General features: G+C 70.0%; 23 protein-coding genes and 1 pseudogene. 13 read left to right on the top strand and 11 right to left on the bottom strand.

Going from position 1 to position 24,590, the window contains the following annotated elements; translation table 11 throughout:
* The first annotated feature begins 28 nt into the window (after positions 1–28).
* Positions 29–1,288: an ornithine--oxo-acid transaminase gene (rocD, locus tag AB0G84_RS25265; RefSeq protein WP_361324948.1), complete on the top strand. Its 1,260-nt coding sequence runs from the start codon at positions 29–31 to the stop codon at positions 1,286–1,288.
* 199 nt (positions 1,289–1,487) lie between these two features.
* Here rocD and htpG read toward each other — a convergent pair whose 3' ends face one another.
* Positions 1,488–3,389, bottom strand: a complete 1,902-nt coding sequence (htpG, locus tag AB0G84_RS25270; RefSeq protein ID WP_361324951.1) for a molecular chaperone HtpG — start codon at positions 3,387–3,389, stop codon at positions 1,488–1,490.
* A 221-nt stretch (positions 3,390–3,610) separates the two neighbouring features.
* Here htpG and AB0G84_RS25275 point away from each other — a divergent pair, with 221 nt between their 5' ends.
* The 3 genes and pseudogenes from AB0G84_RS25275 (at position 3,611) to AB0G84_RS25285 (ending at position 5,699) form a co-directional block, all read left to right on the top strand.
* Positions 3,611–4,189 carry a TetR family transcriptional regulator gene (locus AB0G84_RS25275; protein ID WP_361324954.1) on the top strand — a complete coding sequence of 193 codons (579 nt, stop codon included), beginning with the start codon at positions 3,611–3,613 and terminating at the stop codon, positions 4,187–4,189.
* Positions 4,190–4,286: 97 nt separating this feature from the next.
* Positions 4,287–5,037, top strand: a pseudogene (locus AB0G84_RS25280) (IS5 family transposase).
* Between the two features lie 62 nt (positions 5,038–5,099).
* Complete coding sequence (locus tag AB0G84_RS25285; protein ID WP_361324957.1) at positions 5,100–5,699, top strand: hypothetical protein; 600 nt, start codon at positions 5,100–5,102, stop codon at positions 5,697–5,699.
* Between the two features lie 321 nt (positions 5,700–6,020).
* Here the strand turns inward: AB0G84_RS25285 and AB0G84_RS25290 are convergent, their stop codons facing one another.
* A complete protein-coding gene (locus AB0G84_RS25290; RefSeq protein WP_361324960.1) occupies positions 6,021–6,224 on the bottom strand; it encodes a DUF397 domain-containing protein in 204 nt (67 codons plus the stop codon).
* Positions 6,221–7,057, bottom strand: coding sequence for a helix-turn-helix transcriptional regulator (locus AB0G84_RS25295; protein WP_361324963.1), 837 nt, complete (start codon positions 7,055–7,057; stop codon positions 6,221–6,223). The genes AB0G84_RS25290 and AB0G84_RS25295 overlap by 4 nt, the downstream gene beginning before the upstream one ends.
* Before the next feature lie 298 nt (positions 7,058–7,355).
* Between AB0G84_RS25295 and AB0G84_RS25300 the strand changes: the two genes are divergently transcribed.
* The 4 genes from AB0G84_RS25300 (at position 7,356) to tgmC (ending at position 10,709) form a co-directional block, all read left to right on the top strand.
* Positions 7,356–7,661 carry a hypothetical protein gene (locus AB0G84_RS25300; protein ID WP_361324966.1) on the top strand — a complete coding sequence of 102 codons (306 nt, stop codon included), beginning with the start codon at positions 7,356–7,358 and terminating at the stop codon, positions 7,659–7,661.
* 663 nt (positions 7,662–8,324) lie between these two features.
* Entirely contained in the window at positions 8,325–8,597 is a 273-nt protein-coding gene (gene tgmA / locus AB0G84_RS25305) for a putative ATP-grasp-modified RiPP (protein WP_361324969.1), read from the top strand.
* An 11-nt stretch (positions 8,598–8,608) separates the two neighbouring features.
* Positions 8,609–9,595, top strand: coding sequence for an ATP-grasp ribosomal peptide maturase (gene tgmB, locus AB0G84_RS25310; protein ID WP_361324971.1), 987 nt, complete (start codon positions 8,609–8,611; stop codon positions 9,593–9,595).
* A complete protein-coding gene (gene tgmC, locus AB0G84_RS25315; protein ID WP_361324974.1) occupies positions 9,588–10,709 on the top strand; it encodes an ATP-grasp peptide maturase system methyltransferase in 1,122 nt (373 codons plus the stop codon). The genes tgmB and tgmC overlap by 8 nt, the downstream gene beginning before the upstream one ends.
* A 444-nt stretch (positions 10,710–11,153) precedes the next feature.
* Here tgmC and AB0G84_RS25320 read toward each other — a convergent pair whose 3' ends face one another.
* The 8 genes from AB0G84_RS25320 to AB0G84_RS25355 form a co-directional block, all read right to left on the bottom strand.
* Positions 11,154–12,596, bottom strand: a complete 1,443-nt coding sequence (locus AB0G84_RS25320; RefSeq protein ID WP_361324977.1) for a nucleobase:cation symporter-2 family protein — start codon at positions 12,594–12,596, stop codon at positions 11,154–11,156.
* 296 nt (positions 12,597–12,892) lie between these two features.
* A complete protein-coding gene (locus AB0G84_RS25325; protein WP_361324980.1) occupies positions 12,893–14,278 on the bottom strand; it encodes an 8-oxoguanine deaminase in 1,386 nt (461 codons plus the stop codon).
* A gap of 82 nt (positions 14,279–14,360) precedes the next feature.
* Positions 14,361–15,737, bottom strand: coding sequence for a nucleobase:cation symporter-2 family protein (locus AB0G84_RS25330; RefSeq protein ID WP_361324983.1), 1,377 nt, complete (start codon positions 15,735–15,737; stop codon positions 14,361–14,363).
* A gap of 79 nt (positions 15,738–15,816) precedes the next feature.
* Complete coding sequence (gene pucL / locus AB0G84_RS25335) at positions 15,817–16,764, bottom strand: factor-independent urate hydroxylase (protein WP_361324986.1); 948 nt, start codon at positions 16,762–16,764, stop codon at positions 15,817–15,819.
* Between the two features lie 7 nt (positions 16,765–16,771).
* Positions 16,772–17,167, bottom strand: coding sequence for a hydroxyisourate hydrolase (uraH, locus tag AB0G84_RS25340; protein ID WP_361324989.1), 396 nt, complete (start codon positions 17,165–17,167; stop codon positions 16,772–16,774).
* Positions 17,164–17,676, bottom strand: a complete 513-nt coding sequence (gene uraD / locus AB0G84_RS25345; protein ID WP_361325040.1) for a 2-oxo-4-hydroxy-4-carboxy-5-ureidoimidazoline decarboxylase — start codon at positions 17,674–17,676, stop codon at positions 17,164–17,166. Before uraD ends, uraH begins: the two co-directional genes overlap by 4 nt.
* A 211-nt stretch (positions 17,677–17,887) precedes the next feature.
* Positions 17,888–18,268, bottom strand: a complete 381-nt coding sequence (locus tag AB0G84_RS25350) for a helix-turn-helix domain-containing protein (RefSeq protein ID WP_361324992.1) — start codon at positions 18,266–18,268, stop codon at positions 17,888–17,890.
* Complete coding sequence (locus AB0G84_RS25355; RefSeq protein ID WP_361324995.1) at positions 18,265–18,543, bottom strand: hypothetical protein; 279 nt, start codon at positions 18,541–18,543, stop codon at positions 18,265–18,267. Before AB0G84_RS25355 ends, AB0G84_RS25350 begins: the two co-directional genes overlap by 4 nt.
* A 136-nt stretch (positions 18,544–18,679) precedes the next feature.
* On the opposite strand from AB0G84_RS25355, the gene AB0G84_RS25360 reads away from it, so the two are divergent.
* From AB0G84_RS25360 to AB0G84_RS25380, 5 genes are all read left to right on the top strand, one after another.
* Positions 18,680–19,522: a TIM barrel protein gene (locus tag AB0G84_RS25360; RefSeq protein ID WP_361324998.1), complete on the top strand. Its 843-nt coding sequence runs from the start codon at positions 18,680–18,682 to the stop codon at positions 19,520–19,522.
* Between the two features lie 163 nt (positions 19,523–19,685).
* On the top strand, positions 19,686–20,582 hold the full coding sequence (locus AB0G84_RS25365; protein ID WP_361325001.1) for a 2-hydroxy-3-oxopropionate reductase: 897 nt from the start codon (positions 19,686–19,688) through the stop codon (positions 20,580–20,582).
* Between the two features lie 249 nt (positions 20,583–20,831).
* Positions 20,832–22,313, top strand: a complete 1,482-nt coding sequence (locus AB0G84_RS25370; RefSeq protein ID WP_361325004.1) for a catalase — start codon at positions 20,832–20,834, stop codon at positions 22,311–22,313.
* Positions 22,314–22,940: 627 nt separating this feature from the next.
* Positions 22,941–23,684, top strand: a complete 744-nt coding sequence (locus AB0G84_RS25375) for a hypothetical protein (protein WP_361325007.1) — start codon at positions 22,941–22,943, stop codon at positions 23,682–23,684.
* 304 nt (positions 23,685–23,988) lie between these two features.
* Positions 23,989–24,537, top strand: a complete 549-nt coding sequence (locus AB0G84_RS25380) for a GNAT family N-acetyltransferase (protein WP_361325010.1) — start codon at positions 23,989–23,991, stop codon at positions 24,535–24,537.
* Positions 24,538–24,590: the final 53 nt, after the last annotated feature.

Consider the following 24,590-nt stretch of genomic DNA (forward strand, 5'->3'; position numbering starts at 1 on the left):
CCGCGCCCCCAGGAACGAGGACCCGCACATGACCACCGCCGACACCACCACCGACACCACCGGCGACCGCCCGGCCGACCCCGGCACCGAGCTGCACCTCCAGCTGGCCGAGACCGCCACCGCCCGCAACTACCACCCGCTGCCGGTGGTCCTGACCTCCGGCCGGGGCGCGTGGGTGACCGACGTCGGCGGACGCCGCTATCTCGACTGCCTGGCCGGCTACTCGGCGCTCAACTTCGGCCACGGCCACCCCCAGCTGCTGGCCGCGGCCCGGGAACAGCTCGAACGCCTCACCCTGACCAGCCGCGCCTTCCACAACGACCGGCTCGGCCCGTTCTGCCGGGACCTCGCCGAACTCGCCGGGATGGACCTGGTCCTGCCGATGAACACCGGCGCCGAGGCCGTGGAGACCGTGCTCAAGGTGGCCCGGAAATGGGGCTACGAGGTCAAGGGCGTGCCCGCGGACCGCGCCACCGTCATCGTCGCCGACGGCAACTTTCACGGGCGTACCACCACGATCGTGAGCTTCTCGTCGGACCCGGTCGCGCGGGAGGGCTTCGGCCCGTTCACCCCCGGCTTCCGCACCGTCCCCTACGGAGACGCCGCCGCGCTGGCAGACGCCATCGACGAGCACACCGTGGCGGTCCTGCTCGAACCGATCCAGGGTGAGGCGGGCGTGGTGATCCCGCCGCCGGGGTACCTCGCGGCCGTCCGCGCACTGTGCAGCCGGGAGGACGTCCTGTTCGTGGCCGACGAGATCCAGTCCGGCCTCGGCCGCACCGGCACCACGTTCGCCTGCGATGCCGAGGGGGTCACGCCGGACCTGTACGTCCTGGGCAAGGCGCTCGGCGGCGGCATCGTGCCGCTCTCCGCCGTCGTCGGCCGCCGCGAGATCCTGGAGGTGATCCGGCCCGGCAACCACGGCTCGACCTTCGGCGGCAATCCGCTGGCCGCCGCCGTCGGCCACACCGTCGTCGAGCTGCTGCGGACCGGCGCGTACCAGGAGCGGGCCGCCCGGCTCGGCGAGCGGCTCGGCAAGCGGCTCGAAGCCCTCATGGGCCACGGTGTCCTCGCCGTGCGCAGCCGGGGGCTGTGGAGCGGCATCGACATCGACCCCGAGCTGATGTCCGGACGCGAGGCCTGTGAACGGCTGCTGGCCAGGGGCATCCTCGCCAAGGACACCCACGGCTCCACCATCCGCCTCGCCCCTCCCCTGGTCATCGAGGCCGACGAGCTCGACTGGATGACCGAGCAGCTCGCCGAGGTGCTGACCGTGCCCCGCGCCTGAGGCGGCTGCGCCGGGCCGCCCCCGCCGTGCGCGGGGGCGGCCGTGGACCGGTGGATCCGGCCGGGGCGGGGCGGTCGGAGGGGGCGGGGCGGTCGGATGCCGAACCGACGTCCTCCGGGAGGCCGTCGCGGCGCACTGCCTCCGTGCTACGCCCCGGCCTTGCCGAGGTGCTACCCGCCGGTCGTGGAGCGGACGGTGATCACAGGGTGCGCTCCAGGCGGTCCGCCACCACCTTCACGAAGTGCGCGGGGTCGGACGGCCGGCCGCCCTCCGCCAAGACGGCCAGGGAGTAGAGCAGTTCGGCCGTCTCGGTGAGCTCGGAGCGGTCCTCGCGCTCCTTGTACGCCTGGTTCAGGCCCTTCACCAGCTGGTGGTCGGGGTTGAGTTCGAGGATGCGCTTGGTGCGCGGCACCTCCTGCCCCATGGCCCGGTACATGTTCTCCAGCGCCGGTGTCAGGTCGTGCGCGTCGGCGACGACGCAGGCCGGCGACACCGTCAGGCGCGACGACAGCCGGACCTCCTTGACGTCCTCGTCCAGCCGCTCCCCCATCCAGCCGAGCAGACCCGCGTACTCCTCGGTCTGCTTCTCCCGCTCGCCCTCGGGCTTCTCGTCGCCCTGCGCATCGAGGTCGATCTCCCCCTTGGCGATCGACTGCAGCCGCTTGCCGTCGAACTCGCCGACCGCGTCGACCCACACCTCGTCGACGGCGTCCGTGAGCAGGAGCACCTCGATGCCCCGCTCCCGGAAGGCCTCCATGTGCGGGGAGTTGTCGATGCTCTGCCGGGACTCGCCGGTGATGTAGTAAATGGCCTCCTGACCGTCCCGCATCCGCTCCACGTACTGCTTGAGCGTGACCGTCTCGTCCTCGCCGTGCGTGGTCGCGAACGACGACACCGCGAGCAGGGCGTCGCGGTTGTCGGAGTCGGTGACCAGTCCTTCCTTCAGCACCGCGCCAAACTCCCGCCAGAACGTGGCGTAGCGCTCGTCGTCGCCCGCCATCATGCTCTTGACCGACGACAGCACCTTCTTCGTCAGCCGACGCTGCATCAGCTGGATGTGCCGGTCCTGCTGCAGGATCTCGCGGGACACGTTCAGCGAGAGGTCCTGCGCGTCGACCACGCCCTTGACGAAGCGGAGGTACGGCGGCAGCAGCGCCTCGCAGTCGTCCATGATGAACACGCGCTTCACATACAGCTGCACCCCGCGCTTGTAGTTCTGGGTGAACAGGTCGTGCGGGGCGTGCGCCGGGACGAACAGCAGGGCCTGGTACTCGAACGTCCCCTCGGCCTGCATCTGGACGGTCTCCAGCGGGTCCCGCCAGTCGTGGCTGATGTGCTTGTACAGCTCGTGGTACTCGTCCTCGGACACCTCGTCGCGGGAGCGCGCCCACAGCGCCTTCATCGAGTTCAGCGTCTCGGGTTCGGCCGGCCCGTCACCCTCGTCCGCCGGCTCCCCGACCAGCCTGACGGGCCAGGTGATGAAGTCCGAGTAGCGCTTGACGATCTCCTTGATCTTCCACACCGAGGTGTAGTCGTGCAGCTGGTTGTCGGGGTCGGCCGGCTTGAGGTGCAGCGTGACCGAGGAGCCCTGGGGCGCCTCGACGCCCTCCTCCAGCGTGTACGTGCCCTCGCCGCGGGACGTCCAGCGGGTGCCCTTCTCCTCGCCCGCGCGCCGCGTCAGCAGGGTGACCTCGTCGGCCACCATAAAGCCGGAGTAGAAGCCGACGCCGAACTGACCGATCAGCCCCTCCGCACCGGCCGCGTCCTTCGCCTCCCGCAGCTCCCGCAGGAACTCGGCGGTGCCCGAGTTGGCGATCGTGCCGATGAGCTGTCCGACCTCGTCGTACGACATCCCGATGCCGTTGTCCCGCACGGTGAGCGTACGGGCGTCCTTGTCGATTTCGAGCTCGATGTGCAGGTCGGAGACGTCGGCGTCGAGTGAGTCGTCCCGCAGCGCGGCCAGGCGCAGCTTGTCCAGCGCGTCGGAGGCGTTGGAGACGAGCTCACGGAGGAAGACGTCCTTGTTCGAGTAGATCGAGTGGATCATCAACTGGAGCAGCTGACGGGCCTCTACCTGGAACTCAAACGTTTCGGTCGACATGGTTCGCAATTACCTCATGTGGTCGGTGGATCGCCGGCAACTGGCGCATTCACTGTAATAACACCGTCCGCCGGTAGGGCACCGGATACCCGGACACCCCACGTGGCCGGGAAGCGCGCAGACTCTGTGACCGGTCAGGGCGGCGCGTACCGGCCCTATAGTGGCGCCTTACTACAGAGGTAGTGGTCAGTGGTGGCGAGCGGCATGAGGCAGGGGCGGGAGTGGCACGGCGGCGGGAGCAGGTACTGGAGGCGGCGATCGGGGTCCTCGGGAGCGAGGGGGCCCGCCGGCTCACCTACCAGGCGGTGGACGCCGCCGCGGGGGTCCCGCCCGGCACCGCCTCCAACTACTTCCGCAACCGGACGGCCCTGATCGACGGGATCCTCGACCACCTCCAGGCGCGGGAGCGGCACGACTGGGAGCGCTTCGCTGCCGGGGCCGCGCCGGCGGACGCCGGTGAACTCGCCGATGCGGTCGCCCGGTTCCTGCGGTACGCCACCGGTCCCGCGCGGGCGAGGACCGCCGCCCGGTTCGCCCTCTACCTGGAGTCCATGACCCGGCCGGAACTCCGTCCGACGCTCACCCGCGGCCGGGAGGCCGTCCTGGACTGGGGCACGGAGTGGCTGCGGCGGTTCGGCTCACCGGCACCGCGACGGCACTGCGAGGTCCTCTGTGACTACCTGGACGGCGTGGTGCTCCACCAACTCTCCTTCCCTGACGAGGAGTTCGATCCGGGCCCGGGGATCCGCGGACTGCTCGGCGGGCTGCTGGGGCGGGCAACCAGCGGGCAAGGGCCTTAAGGCGTCGTTTCTCTTGGGGCGTATGGTCGTCAAACCGTTCATGGCGAATCTGGTTGAGCAGCGGGTGCCGGAGGAGTTGTAGAGACAGTTTCGGAGGGTGGTGCCTCCAACCGAGGCTATGCGTCGGCAGGGCGGGCGTCGTCGACGGGCAGAAGACCGCGAGGCTCTGGCGGCCATCTTCTTCGTGGCCACCTCAGGCTGCACGTGGCGGCAGCCCCCACACCGGTCTTCGGGCCGGGCTGGCAGACGGTCTACCGGCGGTTTCGCTCATGGAGCCGGGAGAGAGTCTGGGCCCGGCTCCACCGCGTCATCCTCGACGAACTCGGCACCCGCGGCGAACTGGACTGGTCGCGGTGCGCGATCGACTCGGTCAGCATCAAGGCGGCGAAAGGGGCCACTGACCGGGTTGAATCCGGCCGATCGGCAAGAATGGATCGACGATTCACCTGATCTCGGACCGGAACGGGCTGCCGCTGTCACTGGGCCTCTCCGGCGCCAAAATGCCCGACGGTCTCGGTCTGAAGCCGCTCGTGTGCGGTATCCCACCGGTCCGTGCCCACCGCGGCCCACGACGTCGACGCCCGGCCAAAATCCACGCGGACAAGGACTACGACTACGACCACTTGCGGCGACGGCTCCATGGGCGAGGGATCCGGCACCACATCGCGCGCAAGGGCAGCGAGACGTCGCAGCATCTGGTGCACCGCCGCTGGGTCGTGGAGTCGACCGCGTCCTGGCTTACCGAATGCCGACGCCTGCACCGCCGCTACGAACGCAAGGCCGAGCACTTCCTCGCCTTCGTCGGCATAGCCGCAGCCCTCATCAGCTACCGACGACGCACCAAATGAATCGACGTCTATGTCTGCGAGAAACCACCGTGACAGATCGTCGTGATGGGCAGGATGCCTGCATGGATCAGGGGATGGCAGCCGTGCTGGGTGCGGCAGTTGGAGTCGTAGGGACCTTGGGCGCATCGGGGCTGACGTACCTCGGAGTGAGGCAGCAGACCCGTGCCACGGGGCAGATTGAATATGCGAAGGCTGTTTGGACAGAGCGGGCTGAGCTATACGCCACATTCATCGACGAAGTCGAGGAGGCGCACCATGCGCTGATCCATGGGCGGGCGAGTATTTCCGCACTGCGGAGCGCCTTGAGCGGTCGGTCCAACGAAACCAGTCAGGAAGCAGTAGACGAGGCTGAGGAGGCTCTGGCCAGCCTCCGTGAGGCCAAGGACCTCATACGTGCGGCGTACAAGTGCGCTTCGAGGATCCGTGTACTGGGCCCTCAGGCGCTGGTCGACATCACAACCGATGTGGTGCAGGCACTCAATGGCCGGCTCGGAACCCTATCTCGCAGTCTGGGGGCGGCTGAGCAAGGGGCAGAGCCGGTGGGACGGTTTCTCGAAGAGGAACGCGAGCAAGCATCGAGTTTCACTGAGGCGTTCGGAGGGTTCACGGCCCGGGCTGCTCATGTCATTGAGGGGCACGAGCTGCCGAGGCGAGCCGAGTGACGCCATCCTCGGCGACTACCCACGCCCCGTCGGTCATCTGCCGTTCTACAGACCGACGTACTCAGCGACCAAGAGAGCGACATACACCTCGGAGAGACTCGGGTTGCCGTCGAGGCGGAAGTGCCCTGCCCTGAAGTCGAGTTCGTGTGCGCGGCCAAGGTAACTGACCTTGAGGCACGGCCGCGGACTGTCGGGGTTCGTCTTCGCTAACCCTCGCTGTCAACCCGTCGCACTGGTGGCAGTAGGCGGTTCCCCGTGTGCCGACATGACAACGGCCCTCGCCGGGTGGCGAGGGCCGGTTACTCAGGGTCTGCTGCGGGTTCAGGCGGGGAACTCCCCACCCTTGACGGCAGCGACGAACGACGACCAACCGTTCGCTGAGAAGTTGAGCGCCGGGCCGTGCGAGTCCTTGCTGTCGCGGACCGGGACGACACCGGGGATGCCGGCAGCGACCTCGATGCAGTTACCGCCGTTGTCGCTATAGGAGGACTTGAACCATCGGGGGGAGTAGGTCGTGGTCGTCACGGGGTGCCCTTTCGTGCCTCGTTGATCATGGCCATCGATGCCGCCTGCGACAGCGCCTCGGCCTGTAATTGATGGTAGGCCGTCAACAGAGGCAGTACGGCTGTCGTCTCGCGTTCTAGGTGTCCCCGAATCTGGGATTCGGCGTACGCGATCACGGACAGGTCCGACAGCGTCAGCAAGTTCATCGGGAGGTTGAACGGGCGGCGCTCCCCTATGTCGTACGGGGCGATCTGGAGCACGGTGTTCGGCAGCTCGGCGAACTCGGCCAGTCGCGCCAACTGCGCTCCCATGACCTCATGGCCGCCGACACATCTACGGATACAACTCTCGTCCATCACCACCAGCATCATGGGAGGGCGGGGCCGTACTAGCGCGGCCTGCCGCTCAGCCAGGAAGGAGACCCGCTCGGCTGCTTGCTCGGGTGTGATTGCCCCACGCCGTAGGGCGCTCCCTGCCAGGACCCGGGCGTACTCCGGTGTCTGTAGAAGCCCAGGGATGATCCCGATTTCGTACAGCCGAATCTCTGCCGCCCGGCTCTCGTACTTGACGTACTCCGGGAACCCCTCCAGCAGGCTGCCGTGCCGGATCTCGCGGTACTCACGCTCGAACGAGTCTGCTGTGCCCTCAAGGGCGAAGACGCGGTCCACGCTACGCGAGAACCGGAGGGTTGGAGGCTTCCGACCATTTTCGACTGCGGAAATATGCACGCTGGAATATTCCGCGAGTTCGGCCAGGTCCTCTTGAGTCCAGCCGCGCGCCTCTCGCAGACTGCGTAGGCGCGCTCCGTAGGCCGCCTGCGGGGAGGCGTCCGGGTTCAACTCGTTGCGATTCAAAGGGCGTTCACGATCCTTCCATCCGCAAATGACAAGTTGAATGGTCCCTGACTGTAGGCCACGCTGAGGCTCCCCGGTAGTGGAAGCACTACGGAGAGGAGCAAGCCGTGTCCGGCAGCCTGAACCCACCCGTACAGCTCAGCGAACCCCAGCCCCACCCGAAGCCTGCGGCGGAGTGCGATGTGTGCCAGGCCCTGGTGCATCAGAGACAGTTAGCGGAGGCGCGAGGCGACACGTCAAAGGTGGCCGATCTGAACATCGAACTTCGGCACCATCCGGAGCATGCGGGGTATCAGCGATGACTGCCGAGACACGTACGGCCATCCGGGCGGCACTGCAGGCTCTGCACGATCTTCAACGTGCCCTTGCTGAGGCGAACATGCGACTGCCAGCGATGATGCTCACCGAGATGGCCGACGGAGAGATTCGAATCTATCTGGGCCGTGTCGGCGCTGGGACGGCGAAGGACCTGGCCCGCATCGTGAACGACCACAAGCGGGGGCGGCGACGCGCGTGCGAGCCACGATGGACGGCTTTCTCGTTGGTGGCCTCCTGGCGCTGTGTGAAGGGGCAGCCGTTCTCTTCGTCGTGTTCATCGCTCTGACGAACTGATGAACACTCGCTCCCTGGGCCACCATGCCAGGGAGCGGGGCATAACCCCCGGCTTGGTCATGGCCGGGCGCGCTCCCCGTAGAGGGCCCACACAACCCCCGCGAAGGCCCCAGTCTCCGTGTCCAAGGGCGGGGACGACATGAGGAGCGCAAGGCGGTCGCCAGGTGTTGGGGCGAACAGGCCAGGCGACCGCCATAAACTCCCGCCCCCTTGCCGGATGCCCTTGCCGATGCTGCCCGTTCGAAAGGCCCCGGCAAGGGGGCGGGGCTCCATCACAACTAGGAAAGGCGCCATGTCCCAGCAGGAAGTGCCGTGTAACGCCGATGGTCAAGACGCTGGCGGACAGCCGAAATGCACGACGCACGACGCCACGCTTATTCGCGCTTCCGGTGCTCCGGATGGTGTCTATAAGTGCGGGCCGGAGTACGTCACGGCGAAGGACAAATGTAAGTAAGTGAGCAGGATGTGACACACCCTCGCTACCAGACCCCCGTCCGGCTGCGAAAGAAGGACCGCGACAGTCGGGCGGGTAGCAAAATGCAGTGCACCACCCCGTCCCGGCGGGATCCTTCCGCCCGCAACCTTTGGACAGGTCGAGCGCCTGCCGGAGCGGGTCCTGCACCACACCACCGTACGAAGCGACCAAGGAGGAGACTTGCAAACGAACCTCGCAGGTACAGAGATCACCGGACCGGCCCCCTGGGGGCTGCGCCGTATGGCTCCGCTGCGCAACGGTTCTCCCTCGCCGTGGCGGTACGCGGGCATCGACCCGGCGACGCAGACGGGCCGATGGATCGGGGAGGACGGAGCGATGACGCCGGCTGAGCTTGGCAAGCACGGCACCAGCGTGAACACCTACCCGCCCACGCAGGTCAGCAAGGACGGGAAGCAGGACCCTGACTCCGGCCATGACGCGACACAGGACTAGGGGGTAGCGCCATGGACGGACGCCCGGTGCTGGTCTGCACGGAGTACGAGGACGCAACCGCTGATCTGGTCATCGCCGAGTTGAACCGGCGCCGGGTGCCCGTCCTCCGGTTCGACCCGGGGCGCGACTTCCCGGCGCCCGTGGTGCTCGCCGCATACATCGGGGCTGGGGGCACCTCCCGGACGAAGTCTGGGGAGGGATGGGACGGTCGACTGACGATCGGGGAGCGTACGGCCGACCTTTCCGCCGTACGCGCCCTGTACCACCGTCGGCCGAGCCCCTACCCGACAATCAGCGGCGAGCAGGCGGCCCGGTTCGCTGCGCAGGAGAACCGGCGCGGCCTGGGCGGCGTGCTGGGGGCGCTGCCGGGGTGCCTGTACCTGAGTCACCCACAAGCCATCGCGAGGGCTGAGTACAAGCCCGCGCAGTTGGACGCCGCGACCCGCGTAGGACTCACGGTCCCGGCCACCCTCATCACCAACGACCCGGGGGAGGCCAAGCAGTTCCGTTCCGAACAGCCGACGATCTACAAGCCGTTGCACGCGGGGGCGTATGAGGTCGAGGGCGAGCCCGCCGGAATCTGGGCCGCGCCGGTCGAGGCGGGCGAGATCGACGGCGCGGTGAGCCACAGCGCGCACCTGTTCCAAGCGCAGGTGCCCAAGGTGGCGGACGTGCGCGCGGTCGTCGTCGGCGAGCAGGTGTTCGCGGCGCAAATCACCGCGCCACCCGGGGTCGTGGACTGGAGAGCCGAGTACCAGAGCTTGACCTATGAGCCGGTCGCCTGCCCGAACGAGTTAACCGGGGCGCTGGCGCAGTTCCTCGCCGAATTCGGGCTGTACTTCGGCGCCTTCGACTTCGCCGTGACCGCGGACGGTGCATGGTGGTTCCTGGAGTGCAACCCCAATGGCCAATGGGCGTGGCTCGAAGACGCGGCCGGACTGCCCATCACGATCGCTATCGCCGACCTGTTGGAGAACGGAGCGAGTCAGCATGACTGACCCCCTGCACTCGGAACACCTACGGGCCCACCTCGCGCGCCGCCTGTCCAAGTCCGGCGCGCTGCGCAGCCCCGAATGGGAGGCGGCTGTCATGACGGTGCCCCGCGAGGCGTTCCTCTCGCACGGCTGGTTCGAGTACGAAGAGGGCGGTTGGTACCGACCCGCGGCCGGGGACTCCCCGGAAGGACTCGCGCGGATCTACGAAGACGACACCCTCGTGACGCAGGTCGCCGGGGGCGTCTTCCCTGACCAGGTCGAGGGGCGCATCACCGCGGCCCCGTCGTCGTCGTCCACCCTGCCGAGTCTGGTCGTGCGGATGCTCGAAGACCTGCGGGCGACCGAGGCGACGCGCGTCCTTGAGATCGGCACGGGCACGGGCTACTCAACCGCGCTGCTCTGCCATGTCGTCGGCGAGGACAACGTGGCCACGGTCGAGGTCGACGCGGAAGTGTCCGCCCGTGCCGGAATGGCCCTCGCGGGCGCCGGATACTGGCCTACCCGCGTGGTCGGTGACGGCCTGGGGGGCTACAAGGAGGGCAGCCCGTATGACCGCGTGATCGCTACGTGCAGCGTGCACACCGTGCCGGCTGACTGGCTCGCGCAGACACGGCCCGGCGGTGAGGTCCTGGTCACGGTCGGCGGGTGGATGCACGCATCCGAACTCGTGCAGCTCACGGTCGCCGACGATGGCACGGCAAGCGGCCCGGTTCTCGGCGGTCAGGTCTCGTTCATGCTGGCCCGTCCGCACCTTCCGCCCCCGCTCGGGATGCTGCCGAACCTCAGCGAGGGCGACGCGATGCCCGCAGAGCTGGGCGCGGATGTGCTCGACGACTGGGCAGCCCGATTCGTCGCGCAGTTCGCTGCGCCGCGCGCGCAGCGGCTCACGCTGGAACGGGACGGCCGGGCGGAACACGTCGTGATCGACGTGGACGCCGAGTCATGGGCGGTCGTCTACCAAGACAGCGCGCGGTGGATGGTGCGGCAGGGCGGCGCGGCGCGCCTGTGGGACGAGATCACCGAGCACCTTGCACACTGGCAGGCGGACGGGCGCCCGCAGGCCGACCGTATGCGGCTGCACGTCGGCCCCGACGGGCAACGCCTCACCTGGGCGTGACCGCGAGCTGACACCCCACGCTGCCCCGCCTGTTCGTCGTTCCGCCATGGCGGATGGCGGGGCGCCCCTGCTATGCGCCCTCGCAATCGCTGCCAGCCCTTACAGCCGGCCTTCGGCCCGAGCGTCCGCGACTCCGATCAGTGGTTAGGCCCGTCCAGTGGTGGAGACACCGCGTCGGGCCGCTTGCGTTTTCAGGGATGGGAACGCCCGTCCCGACCGTCGGCTGGGGCGGGCAACGACCGACCAGGGACGTTGAGTCGGGAGCGTGCGACGGCGTGGCCCGGAACCAGCGACCCACCGACCCGCCCCGACGCCTTGTGGACGTGCGGGGCGGGTCGGTGAAACAGCAGGAGGCGGACGGCGGGACCGGCCGGGGCGGGACCGGCCGGGCCGACACCGTGCGGCGGGCGTGTTCGGCCCCGCTTGCGGCCGCTCTTTCAGCTCCTACGCGGACGCCGACACGGTCTCCCCGGGGTCGTCCGCCGCCCCGCGGCCGGGCGGTGGCGGGATCTGCGGGTCCGCGCCGGGTGGGACCGCCGCCTCCCGGGCGGCGCCCTGGCCGAGGTGGTTGAAGGCGAGGTTGAGGACGATGGCGACCAGACAGCCGGTGCTGATGCCGGAGTCCAGGACGACCAGCAGGTTCTTGGGCAGGTGGTGGTAGAAGTCCGGTGCGGCGATCGGGATCAGCCCGACGCCGACCGAGGCCGCGACGATCAGGGCGTTGTCGCCCTTCTCCATCGCGGCGGAGGCCAGGGTCTGGATGCCGCTGGCGGCCACCGACCCGAACAGGACGATGCCCGCCCCACCCAGGACCGGCAGCGGGACCAGCGAGATGACCGAGGCGGCCACCGGGGACAGGCCGAGCACCAGCAGAATCAGCCCGCTGGTCGCCACCACGTAGCGGCTGCGCACCTTGGTCATCGCGACCAGGCCGATGTTCTGGGCGAAGGCGCTGTTGGCGAAGCCGTTGAAGAACGGACTGAGGGCGGTGCCGAGGGTGTCGGCGCGCAGCCCGCCCTCGATGGTGCGCTCATCGGCCGGGCGGTCGACGATCCGGCCGAGGGCGAGCATGTCGGCGGTCGACTCGGTCATACAGACCAGCATCACGATGCACATCGAGACGATCGCGGCGAGGTCGAACTGTGGGGCGCCGAAGTGGAACGGCGTCGGGAAGCCGATCAGGTCCGCCTTGGCCAGGGTGGAGAAGTCGGTGATGCCCACGGGGACGGCGATCAGGGTGCCGGCCACCAGGCCGAGCAGGATGGCGATCTGTTGGAGGAAGCCGCGCAGCACCCGGCGCAGCACCAGCACGATCAGGAAGGTCAGCGCGGCCATCCCGATATTCGTCAGGGAACCGTAGTCCGGGGCACGGGAGTTGCCGCCCTGGGACCAGTTGAACGCGACCGGCAGCAGCGAGACACCGATCAGGGTGATGACGGTGCCGGTGACCACCGGTGGGAAGAACCGTACGAGCTTGGAGAAGTAGGGGGCGAGCAGAAAGCCGAGCACCCCGGCGACGATCACCGCACCGAAGATCACCGGCAGCGCGTGGTGCGGGCTCTGGGCCTTGCCGATGGCGACCATGGGGGTCACCCCGGCGAACGAGACGCCGTTGACGAAGGGCAGTCGGGCGCCGACCTTCCAGAAGCCGAGGGTCTGCAGCAGGGTGGCGATGCCGGCGGTGAAGAGGCTCGCGCCCATCAGGAAGGCGGTCTCGGTGGCGCTCAGCCCGCAGGCCGGCCCCACGATCATCGGCGGGGCGACCACGCCCGCGTACATCGCGGCCACATGCTGCAGGCCGCTGGTGAACATCTTCAAGGGCGGGAGGGTCTCATCGACCGGATGCTTCCGGTCCGCCTCCGGCTTCTGCCCGGTGATTGCGGCCACTGCGGGCCTCCTGTCGATTTCTGCGCCGCCGGGGCCGGCGGTGCGAGGCTGTCACGGAGGGCGTGCCATGTGGTGCGAGGTGCGAGTAGTCGCCGGGTGAGCGGTGTTGCACGGGGCCGCGCTTGTGGCGCGTGGACGGCGGCGGGGATGCCGACCGGGCCCGGGGGTGCGGAGGATCCCGCGCCCCCGGGGTCCGGCTTCCTGTGGACCCCGCTCGGATCCACAGGACCGGCCGGGAGCCGTCCCTCCCGGCCGGGTCTGGGGGTGTGCCGGCCGTACGGACCGTGCCGTGGGGGTCAGCCCCCGGCGGCGATCCGGGCCAGGCGCTGGGCCTCGGCCCGCGTGGTGCGGGCGAGGGCGTCCTCGTCGACGTGCAGCAGCCGGCCGTGCTCGACGACCGGCCGGCCGTTGACGAGGGAGAGGGTGACCGGCGCCGCGGCACCGAAGACCAGGGCGGTCACCGGGTCGGCGATGGAGGAGTGGGCGAGCGTGTCCAGCTTCCAGAGCACCAGGTCGGCGAGCTTGCCCGGCTCCAACGAGCCGATCTGGGTGGCCCGACCGAGGACCTGCGCCCCGCCGAAGGTGCCCAGTCGCAGCGCCTGACGGGCGTTCAGCGCCGCCTCCTTGTGCGCGCCGAGGCGGTTGATGAGCAGGGCGTTGCGCAGCTCGGTGTGGAGTTCGCCGGACTCGTTGGAGGCGGTGCCGTCGACGCCCAGGCCGACCGGTACGCCGGCGGCGAGCATGTCGGGGACCCGGGCGATGCCGGCGGCCAGTCGGGCGTTGGACGACGGGCAGTGCGCGACACCGGTCCTGGTGCGGGCAAAGGCGGCGATGTCGGAGTCGTTCATGTGGACGCAGTGCGCCATCCACACGTCCTCGCCGAGCCAGCCGGTGGACTCGAAGTAGTCGGTGGGGCCCATGCCGAACAGCTCGTGGCAGAACTTCTCCTCCTCGACCGTCTCCGAGCCGTGGGTGTGCATCCGTACGCCGAGCCGGCGGGCGAGTGCAGCGCCCTCGCGGAGGAGTTCGGTGGAGATGGAGAACGGCGAGCAGGGGGCCACCGCGACCTGGGTCATCGCGTCGAAGGAGGCGTCGTGGTGCGCCGTGACGGTCTCCTCGGTGGCGGCCAGGGCGCCTTCGAGGGTCTCCACCGCGAAGTCCGGCGGCAGCCCGCCGTCCTTCTCGCTGCGGTCCATGGAGCCGCGGGCCAGGGTGAAGCGGACGCCCATGTCGGCGGCGGCCCGGATGATGGCGCCGGACAGGTCGCCGGAGCCCTGCGGGTAGACGTAGTGGTGGTCCATGGCGGTGGTGACGCCGCCGCGGGCCATCATCGCCAGCGAGCCCTGCGCGGCCGCGCGCACCATCTCCTCGTCGATGCGGGACCAGGTCGGGTAGAGCGCGACCAGCCAGTTGAAGAGGTTGTGGTCGGTGGCCAGGCCGCGGGTGATCCACTGGTAGAAGTGGTGGTGGGTGTTGACCAGGCCCGGGGTGACCAGGTGGCCGGTGGCGTCGATCCGGCGGACCACGTTCGCAAGGCCCTCGGGGGCCTTGCCCGGTCCGACGGACTCGATCCTGCGGTCGGCGACGACGACGTGCCCGGAGGCGTACTCGGTGTCGTGGGCGTCGACGGTCGCGATCGCGCAGTTCTCAATGACGAGGCGCTGGGCTGCCGATGGTGCCATCGTGCTTCCTCTTCTCTTCTCGTGGCGATGGGGCGCCCCCGGGACGCGGTGCGGTGTCCGCGGGGGAGGGCACGGCAGGACCCTAGGAAGATTTGAGTGCCGGAACCGTGGAACGGCTCCGGGTGCCGAGATGGTGGAAGAACAGGTTCAGCAGGACCGCCGTCAGCGCCCCGGCGCTGATGCCGGAGCCGAGCACGGTCTGTGCCCAGGCCGGGAAGGCCGCGTAGAAGGTGGGGGCGGCGAGCGGGATGATGCCCGCGCCGAGGGAGACCGCCACCAGGATGATGTTGGAGCTGTCGTCCAGGCCGGCCTCGGAGAGCGTACGGATTCCGCTGACCGCGATCGACCCGAACAGGACGATACCCGCGCCGCCGAGCACCGGCATCGGCACCAGGGAGACCACGGCGCCCAGGACGGGGAACGCACCGAGGACCAGCAGGGTGCCGCCGGCCAGCGCGACGACGTACCGGCTGCGCACCCGGGTCAGCGAGACCACCCCGACGTTCTGGGCGAAGGCGCTGGTCGGGAAGCCGCCGAAGACCGGGCCGAGCAGGGAGGCCAGGCCGTCGGTGCGCAGTCCGCGGGTGAGGGTGGCGCCGGTGGTCGGCCGGTCGCAGATCTCCCCGAGGGCCAGCATGCCGGCGGACGACTCCGTCATCAGCACCAGCATCACGATGCACAGCGAGAGGATCGCCGCGGGTTGGAACTCCGGCGCGCCGAAGGCGAACGGGGTGGGCAGCGCGGCCACCGGGGCGGAGCGCAGCGCGTCGACGTTCGCCATCCCGCTGGGGATCGCCGCCAGGGTGCCGACGACCAGGCCGATCAGCAGCGCGATCTGCTTGACGAAGCCCCGGGCGAACCGCTGGATCAGCAGGATCACCACCAGGGTGAAGGCGGCCAGGGCGAGGTTCTGCGGGGCGCCGAAGTCGGGCGCGTGGGTATCGCCGCCCTGGGCCCAGCGGACCGGTACCGGCATCAGCGTCACCCCGATGAGGGTGATCACCACGCCGGTGACCAGCGGCGGGAAGAAGCGCAGCAGTCTGCCGAAGAACGGTCCGACCGCCAGGCAGAAGACACCGGAGACCATCACCGCCCCGTAGATGGCGGGGAGTTGGTGGCCCTTGGCGGTGGTCTCGGCGATGGCGAGCATCGGGGCGATGCCGGCGGAGCTGGCAGCGTTGACGAAGGGCAGCCGGTTGCCGGCGAAGGTCCCCAGGCCGAGCGTCTGCAGGAGGGTGGCGAGCCCGGCGATGAGCAGGCCGGCGGCGATCAGCCGGGTCCGGCCGGCGGTATCCAGGCCGACGGCCTGGCCGATGATGAGCGGAGGGGTGACGACGCCGGCGTACATGGCGGCGATGTGCTGCAGTGCGGCCGGGACGAGCCGCCCGACGGCCGGCTTCTCGTCCACCGGGTGGACCGGGGACGGGGGGTGGTGCGGGACGTGCGATGGCTGTGCCATGGGTCGTTCCCCTCGGGTTCCGCGTCCCCTCCCCCTACGGTGAGGAGGGGACGCGCGGCACGGCGCGGCGTCGGAGCCGTCAGAGGTTCGTCAGATCCACCGGGATCCGCGGCTCGACACCGTCGCGCAGAACGGTGGCTTCGATCAGGCCGTACGGGCGGTCCGCCGCGTAGTAGACGGCGCCGTCGGCGGTGTCGTTCGTCAGCCCGAACGGCTCCAGATCCACCAGGAAGTGGTGCTTGTTCGGGAGGGAGAACCGCACCTCGTCGATCTCGGAGCGGTGGTTGATGATGCGCGAACCCATTTGGTACAGGCTCTGCTGGAGCGAGAGGCTGTAGGTCTCGGCGAAGGCGTGCAGCAGGTGCTTCTTCACCTGCTCGTAGGACCGCTCCCAGTTGGGCATCCGCTGCTCGTCGTCGGTCCAGTTGAACCGCCAGCGGCCGGACACCTCGGTGGCGAGGATGCGGTCGTAGGCCTCCTTGAGCGTCGTGTACTTGTCCTTGATGTAGCCCCAGAACTCCGAGTTGGTGGAGTTCATCACCACCAGGTCCTTCAGGCCGGAGATGACCTGCCACTGCTCACCGTCGTAGGTGATCTCGGTGAGGCGGACCTCCTGGCCCTTGCGGACGAAGGAGTGCTTGACCTCGTCGGCGCCGATGAAGCGGGAGTTGGCGTCGGAGGTCTCGATCCGGTCCCAGGCGTACTCCTCGATCCGGATGCGGGCCCGCTTGATCGGCTCCTGGCTGGTCACGAAGTGCCGGGCCAGGTGGATGCCGAACTGCTCGGCCGACTCGATCCCGTACTCCTTAGCGAAGGCGTACACGGTGTTCTTGGTGGTGTCGGTGGGCAGGCAGTGGGCGTTGGAGCCGGAGAGGTGGACCTCCTCCAGGTCGCCGGAGAGCGAGACGGAGACGTTCAGGTCCTTGATGTGGTGGGTGGCGCCATCGCGGGTGATCTTGACGACGCGGTTCTCCGCTTTGCCGTACTGGTTCTGGCCGAGAATCACCGGGCGGGATTGGGCGGTCATGTCGGTGCTAGCTCCCTCGGTATACGGAGTAGCCGAACGGGTTGAGCAGCAGCGGTACGTGGTAGTGCTCGCCCGGCGTGACGGCGAAGGTGATCGCCACCTCCGGGAAGAAGGCTCCGCTGTCCCGTAGCGCGGGGGCGTCCTGCTGTTCCTCGGCTTGCTTGTGGACGAAGTACGCCTCGGTCTCGAAGGCCAGGCGTACGTGGGTGGTGCCGTCGGGCAGGACCGGCAGGTCCTTGCAGCGGCCGTCCGCGTCGGTGCGGGACGCGCCGTGGGCGGTCCAGGCACCGGCGCTGCCGGAGCGCACCGAGAGCGTGAGGGCGACGCCCTCCGCGGGGCGGCCCACGCTGGTGTCCAGGATGTGGGTGGACACCGACGTCGCTGCGGCCGTCTCGCTGCTCATGGTGCGTCTCCTTCTGCGTGCTCCGCGATACGGGCCAGGCGAATACGGTTGATCTTGCCGAGCTCCCCCCGGACGATCTCGCGTTCCTGTTCCGGCGTGTTGTCGATCCTGTTACGGACCGCGTCACGCATCTGCTCCCCGGTCCTACCGGAGGCGCAGATCAGGAAGACGTGCCCGAACTTGTCCTGGTAGGCCAGGTTGAGTTCGAGCATCTCGGCCTTGAGCGCGTCGGAGGCGCCGGCCATCCCGCGCTGTTCGCGGTGCGAGGTCGCATCGCCCGGCGTGGGCCGGCCGATCGGCGGGTGTCCCGCCATCGCCTCCGCCAGGTCCTCCGCGGTCAGCTCCGCCATGGCGGCGTCGCTGGCGGCGAACAGGGCATCGGCGGTGGCGTACGGGCGCTGGGCGAGGACCTTGCTCCCCCATGCCCGGCTGGCGCACGCCTCGTGCAGTACGGCCCGGGCCGTACCGTCATCGGCGGCGTTGAACCGGGCGAGCCCCGGCGGGGGCACAGGGGTGTCCCCCGCCGGGCGCGGGTGGGTCGACGACACGGGAAGCCTCCGTGGCCTGGTGCTGGACGGCTCTGCTTGGCTGGAAACAGCTAAGACCCCCCGGCAACAGCACGTCAACACTTTGTTGAAAACTCGGCAACGCAAAAGCCGCCGTCCCGTGCTGCGGGACGACGGCTCCGGCGGTCGCGGCGGGGATCTTCGCCGGTGCGCCTCAGTCGGCGTCCTTCGCGGCGTTCTCCCTGTTCAAGTAGTTGTAGACGGTGAATCTACTCACCCCGAGGGCGCTGGCGACGGTCTCCACACCATGCCGGACGGAGAACGCGCCGCGACTCTCCAGGATCCGCACCACCGTCTGCTTGGTCTTGCGGTCCAGCTCCGACAGTGGCATGCCGTGCCGACGCTGGAGCTCGGCGAGGAGGTGGTCGAGCGAGTCCGAGAGGTGGGGCAGCCGCACGGCCACCCGGTCCTGCCCCTCCCAGGCCAGCACCACGTCGTCACCCTCGGCCAGGTCCGGCGCGACCATCTGCCCGCCCATCGCGTCCACCAGCGGCTTGACCGCCTGCACGAACGGGTGGTCGGCGGGCCCGGTCATGTCGCCGCCCCCTCGCCCCGCGCGGCTTCCCCGGCCTCGCCGATCACATTGACCTGCAGGGACACCCGGGTGGCGCCGGCCTGCAAGGTCTCGCGCAGCAGGGCAGAGACCGCATCGAGCACCCGGTCGGCGTCACCCTCGGCGGTATTGCCGAACGGCCCGACGTCGACGGCGTCCAGCGCGGCGCCGGTGACCACGTCCCGGGCCACCACCGCATGCGCCGGCGCCTCGTCCAGGTCGAACGGCTCCGTCGTGAACTCAACTCTCAATCGCACGCCGCTCAACCTACGCGCGGTTCGGCCCGGCCACCAGAAATTGCCCTCAGACCCCCTTGACACGCTCCGAACCCGAGAGGCAGTGTTCCATTAAGCAGAAAAACAGTTCCACTATCCGGAAGGAGCGCGGGGCCTGATGGGTTTCACCGACATGCGCTTCAACGTCAATCTGTCGATCCTGTTCACCGAGCTTCCGTTGCTGGAGCGGCCGGCGGCCGCGCGGGCGGCGGGCTTCACGGCGGTGGAGCTGTGGTGGCCCTGGGTGGACGCGCCGGTTCCCGAGGAGTCGGAGCTGACGGCGCTGCGGACGGCTCTGGAGGAGGCGGGTACCCGCCTGGTGGGGCTGAACTTCTATGCGGGGCAGCTACCGGGACCGGACCGGGGCGCGCTGTCGGTGCCGGGCGCGGAGTCGGAGCGGTTCCGGGCCAACGTCCCGGTGGCGGTGGCCTTCGGGGCGTCGCTGGGCTGCACCACCTTCAACGCCCTGTACGGCAACCGCGTACCGGGGGCGACGGAGGCCGAACAGGACGCGCTGGCGCGGGAGAACCTCGCCTTCGCCGCCCGGGCGGTGGCCGAGGTGGACGGGACCGTGCTGATCGAGGCGCTCAACGCGCCGGAGTCGCCGCACTGCCCGATCGTCAGCGCACCGAAGGCGGTCGAGGTCGTCGACGCGGTGAACGCGGCCACCGGACTGGACAACGCCCGGTTCCTGATGGACCTCTACCACCTGTCGATGAACAGCGAGGACCTGGACGAGGTCATCGACCGCTACACCGACCGGACCGCCCACGTGCAGATCGCCGACAACCCCGGCCGCGGGGCCCCCGGCACCGGATCCCTCGACCTCGCCGCGCTGACCGACCGCCTCCGGAAGAACGGTTACGACGGCTGGATCGGCCTGGAGTACAAGCCCGGGGACCGGCCCAGCGCCGACGCCTTCGACTGGCTGCCGGCCGACCGGCGCGCGGCCGGCTCCTGACCCGACGCGCACCGCGGGCACCCCCGGCCGGTTCGGGCACCCGACCCGCCCGGCACGTCCCCGGCCCGCCCGGCGCGGCGTACGCCCCCGGGACCCGGCCAGGTCAGCAAGTGCCCCGGCCGGCACGGCGAATCCCCCAGCAAGCACTGCGAAAGAGAGACCGATGAGCAACCTTCCCAAGATCGCGTGGATCGGTCTGGGCATCATGGGCTCCCCCATGGCCGAGAACCTGCTCAAGGCCGGCTACCAGGTCACCGGCTACACCCTGGAGGCCGACAAGCTCGACCGCCTCGCCCGCGCCGGCGGCACCGCGGCCGGCTCCCTCGCCCAGGCGGTCGCCGACGCCGACGTCATCATCACCATGGTGCCCGCCTCCCCCCAGGTCGAGGCCATCGCCTACGGGCCCGACGGCATCCTGGACAACGCCCGGCACGGCGCCCTGCTGATCGACATGTCCTCCATCACCCCACAGACCTCCATCGACCTGGCACAGGCCGCCGGCGCCAAGGGCATCCGCGTGCTGGACGCGCCCGTCTCCGGTGGCGAGGCCGGCGCCATCGAGGCCGTCCTGTCCATCATGGTCGGCGGCGAACAGGACGATTTCTACGCCGCCCGCCCGCTCTTCGAGGCCCTGGGCAAGACCATCGTGCGGTGCGGCCCGCACGGCTCCGGCCAGACCGTCAAGGCCGCCAACCAGCTCATCGTCGCCATCAACATCCAGGCCTGTGCCGAAGCCGTGGTCTTCCTGGAGAAGTCCGGCGTCGACCTCACCGCCGCCCTCGACGTGCTGAACGGCGGCCTGGCCGGCTCCACCGTCCTGACCCGCAAGAAGGACAACTTCACGCACCGCGACTTCGCCCCCGGCTTCCGCATCGACCTCCACCACAAGGACATGGGCATCGTCACCGACGCCGCCCGCACCGTCGGCGCCGCCCTGCCCGTCGGCACGGTCGTCGCCGGCCTGGTCGCCTCCCTGCGCGCCCAGGGCGACGGCGGCCTGGACCACTCCGCCCTGCTGCGCGGCGTCGAGCGCCTCTCCGGGCAGCACACCGAGGGCTGACCGAGGCCGTCTCCCCCCGGCGTCCGGTCCACGTGGAGGTCCGACGCCCCAGCCAGCAGTACGCCGTAGGGCTTCCCCCTGCTTCCGGGCGGTGGCCGCGCTGACACCTGTCCTGTCGCGCCCAGGCGCGGCCACCGCCCGGATCGCCCACCCAGGATTGTTTCAACAAACTGTTGACGTCTGGTCGGGGCGCTTCTTACGCTCCGACACGCGGAAGCCAACTTCCGCGCTCTCGTACGGAAGGTCACCATGTCGAAGCCCACGCCGACGGCGCGCGTTCTCACTACGGAGGCTGGCGCCCCCGTCGCCGACAACCAGAACTCTTCAACCGCCGGCGTCGGCGGCCCGATCATTCTCCAGGACCAGCACCTGCTGGAGAAGCTCGCCCGCTTCAACCGTGAGCGCATCCCCGAGCGCGTGGTGCACGCCCGCGGCTCCGGCGCGTACGGCTACTTCGAGGTGACCGACGACGTCACCGCCTTCACCCGCGCCGACTTCCTCGGCGCCGTCGGCAAGCGGACCGAGACCTTCCTCCGCTTCTCCACCGTCGCCGACAACCTGGGCGGCCCGGACGCGGCCCGTGACCCGCGGGGCTTCGCCCTGAAGTTCTACACCGAGGAGGGCAATTACGACCTCGTCGGCAACAACACCCCGGTGTTCTTCATCAAGGACCCGCTGAAGTTCCCGGACTTCATCCACTCGCAGAAGCGCGACCCCTTCACGGGCAAGCAGGAACCGGACAACGTCTGGGACTTCTGGGCGCACGCCCCCGAGGCCACCCACCAGATCACCTGGCTGATGGGCGACCGCGGCATCCCGGCCTCGTACCGCCATATGAACGGCTACGGCTCGCACACCTACCAGTGGACGAACGCCCAGGGCGAGGCCTTCTTCGTCAAGTACCACTTCAAGACCAACCAGGGCATCCGCTGCCTGAGCAGCGAGCAGGGCGCCGAGCTGTCCGGTAAGGACCCCAACAGCCACCAGACCGACCTGCTGCAGTCCATCGAGCGGGGCGTGTACCCCTCCTGGACCCTGTACGTGCAGATCATGCCGGCGGCCGAGGCGGCGCACTACCGCTTCAACCCGTTCGACCTGACGAAGGTCTGGCCGCACGCCGACTACCCGCTCCAACGGGTCGGGCGGCTGGTCCTGGACCGCAACCCCGACAACGTCTTCGCCGAGGTCGAGCAGTCCGCGTTCTCGCCGAACAACTTCGTGCCCGGCATCGGCCCGTCCCCGGACAAGATGCTCCAGGGCCGGCTGTTCGCCTACGCCGACGCACACCGCTACCGCCTGGGCGTCAACCACACCCAGCTGCCGGTGAACGCCCCCAAGGGCGTGGCGGGCGGCCGGGCGGACAACTACGGCCGGGACGGCTTCATGGCCACCAACGGCTACGACCGGCACGCCAAGAACTACGAGCCGAACTCCTACGGCGGCCCGGTGCAGAGCGACCAGCCGCTCTCCGCCCCGCTGGCCGTCTCCGGCCACACCGGCACCCACGAGGCCCCGGCCCACACCAAGGACGACGACTTCTTCCAGGCCGGCGAGCTCTACCGGCTGATGTCCGAGGACGAGAAGAAGCGCCTGGTGGAGAACATCGCCGGCGGCCTCTCCCAGGTCGGCCGGGACGATGTGATCGACAAGAACCTCGCCCACTTCCGCGCCGCCGACCCGGACTACGGCAAGCGCGTGGAGGAGCGGGTCCGCGAACTGCGCGAGGACTGACGGGAGGTCAGCACCCCGCGCGTCCGTTCCGGCCGGCCCATTGAGGGGTGGCCAGCCGGGACGGAGAGGCGGCGCGGGCCCCGCGGTTCCCGGGGAGACCAGTGCGGTGGCAGCGCCCGCCCGGCAAGGAGGGCGGGTCACTTCCCCGGCCGCGGGGCCCGCCCCCATCCCCACCCAGACTCCGTCCGGCGGCGCGATGTCCCGTCGCGCCCATCTCTCGCGCCGCCGGACGGGTACCACGGCACCGGCCCGGAATGCGTACGTCACGGATTCCGGGCCCGGGTGCGTATGCGTATGCGTATGCGTATGCGTATGCGTATGCGCAGGGTCACGGTTCCGGGCCCGGGGTGCATGTGCGTGCGGTCACGGTCGCGGGCACGGTCATGGGCCCGGAGTGCGTACGGTCACGACTCCGCGCCCTGGAACGTCCCCGGGCGGGGCGTCCCGGCGCACCGTCATGCGCCCCCGTGCGCGCCCCGGCTCCCCTGACTTCTCCCTGAGCTCTCCCTAGATACCCCCGAGATCCGGCGTGATCGGCGCGATTCGGCCCCCGCCGACCGGCTTTGGGGGACCATGGGACCGCGGCACAACCGAGCCGACTGCCGCCCTACCCGCCAGGAGCCGACCATGGCCGACAGCGTGCCGGTGCGGTGCCCCACGTGCCGCCGCGAGAACGCCTTCACCCCGCCCACCTTCCCGTGCGCCTGCGGGGCCCCGCTGACCGTGCCCGTACTCCGCGGCGGGGTGCCCGTCGAGATACTCCACCGCACCTGGCAGGCCTCCTGGGTCGAGGTGCGCTGTGAGTCCTGCGGCCGGCAGGACGAGTGGCCCGCGCCGGAGTCCGGCTGCGCCTGCGGCACGGTCGTCCGGGTGCCGGTCGTCCCGGCGCCCGCGCCTCCGGTACCGCCGTCCCCCTTGCGCCGGAAACCACCGCAGCCGGCACCGCCCCCGGTCACCGACGAACCGCCGCCGGCCCTGCTGCGGCCGGCCTTCCGCCCGGTGACGATCCGTACGGCGCGCGACTGTGTCACCGCCGCCGAGCAGTATCTGAAGTGGCTGGGCTACACCGACGTCGCCCGGACCCAGGAGCGCACCGCCTCCGGCGTCGACCTGCGCGGCACCGGCGTGGTCGCCCAGGTCGACCCCACCACCCGCGCCACCCAGCTGCGCGAGGTCGAATGCGTCTGGCTCAACGGCCTCAACGACTCGGCCCTCGCGGTCTTCTTCTCGCTCGCCGGCTACGCCCGCGACGCCCGGACACGCGCCGACGAGCTGCACCTCCCGCTGTTCGTCATGGATCTCACGGGCACCCCGCAGCCGGTCAACGACCCGGCCGACGAGCTGATCAGGTTCGGGGCGGCGGGCGACTGAGCCGGCCGGTTACGCCTGCCGGCCAGGGCCGCGATCGAGGCGGCGCCGCGGGCGGGCACAGCGCACGGCCGGACGAGCACACGGCCCGACGAGCACGCGGTCGGGCGGGCACACGGTTGGGCGGGCACACGGTTGGGCGAGCACGCGGTTGGGCGGAGCCCTCCTCCGGGCGGAGCCCATTGGCCGGACGGAGCCCATCGGCCGAGCGGAGCACACAGCCACAGCGCACGGCCGGACGCCATCCCGCACCCGCCCCGCCGGAAACCCGGTCGTCACGGCGCCCGGCACCGGTGACACTAACGGGGTGCTCATCCATCCCCCGCCCCTCGCCGACCTGCCCGCCCTCCGCGCCCTGGAACGCGCCGCCGGGGAGCCGTTCCGCGCCCTGGGCATGGCCGCGGTCGCGGACGACGAGCCGCCGCCGCTCACCGTGCTGACGGAGTTCCACCGGGCCGGGCGGGTGTTGGCGGCGTACGCCGAGGGCCGTCCGATCGGCTACCTCCTCTGGGCGCCGGTGGACGGCCGCACCCATGTCGAGCAGGTGTCGGTGCACCCGGACCACGCCCGCCGGGGCATCGGCCGGGCGCTCATCGACCGGGCGGAGGCGGACGGCGGCCCGGTCGCCGTGACGCTGACCACCTTCACCGAGGTGCCGTGGAATGCGCCGTACTACGCCCGGATCGGCTTCCGGGTACTGGACGGGAACGAACTCACCCCGGGCCTACGGGCGGTACGCGCCCAGGAGGCGGCACTGGGCCTGGACCGCTGGCCCCGGGTGGCGATGCGGCGGGAGCCCCGGATGCGACCGGAGACCAACTGCGAGGATCGGGAAGCGTTCTTCCAGCCGGTCTGACCCACAGACCAACCGGCCGTTTGTGCCTTGTTGCCGATGTGTCGGCCGGCCGG

It is taken from the genome of Streptomyces sp. NPDC020742, from assembly GCF_040641675.1.
GTDB lineage: Bacteria > Actinomycetota > Actinomycetes > Streptomycetales > Streptomycetaceae > Streptomyces.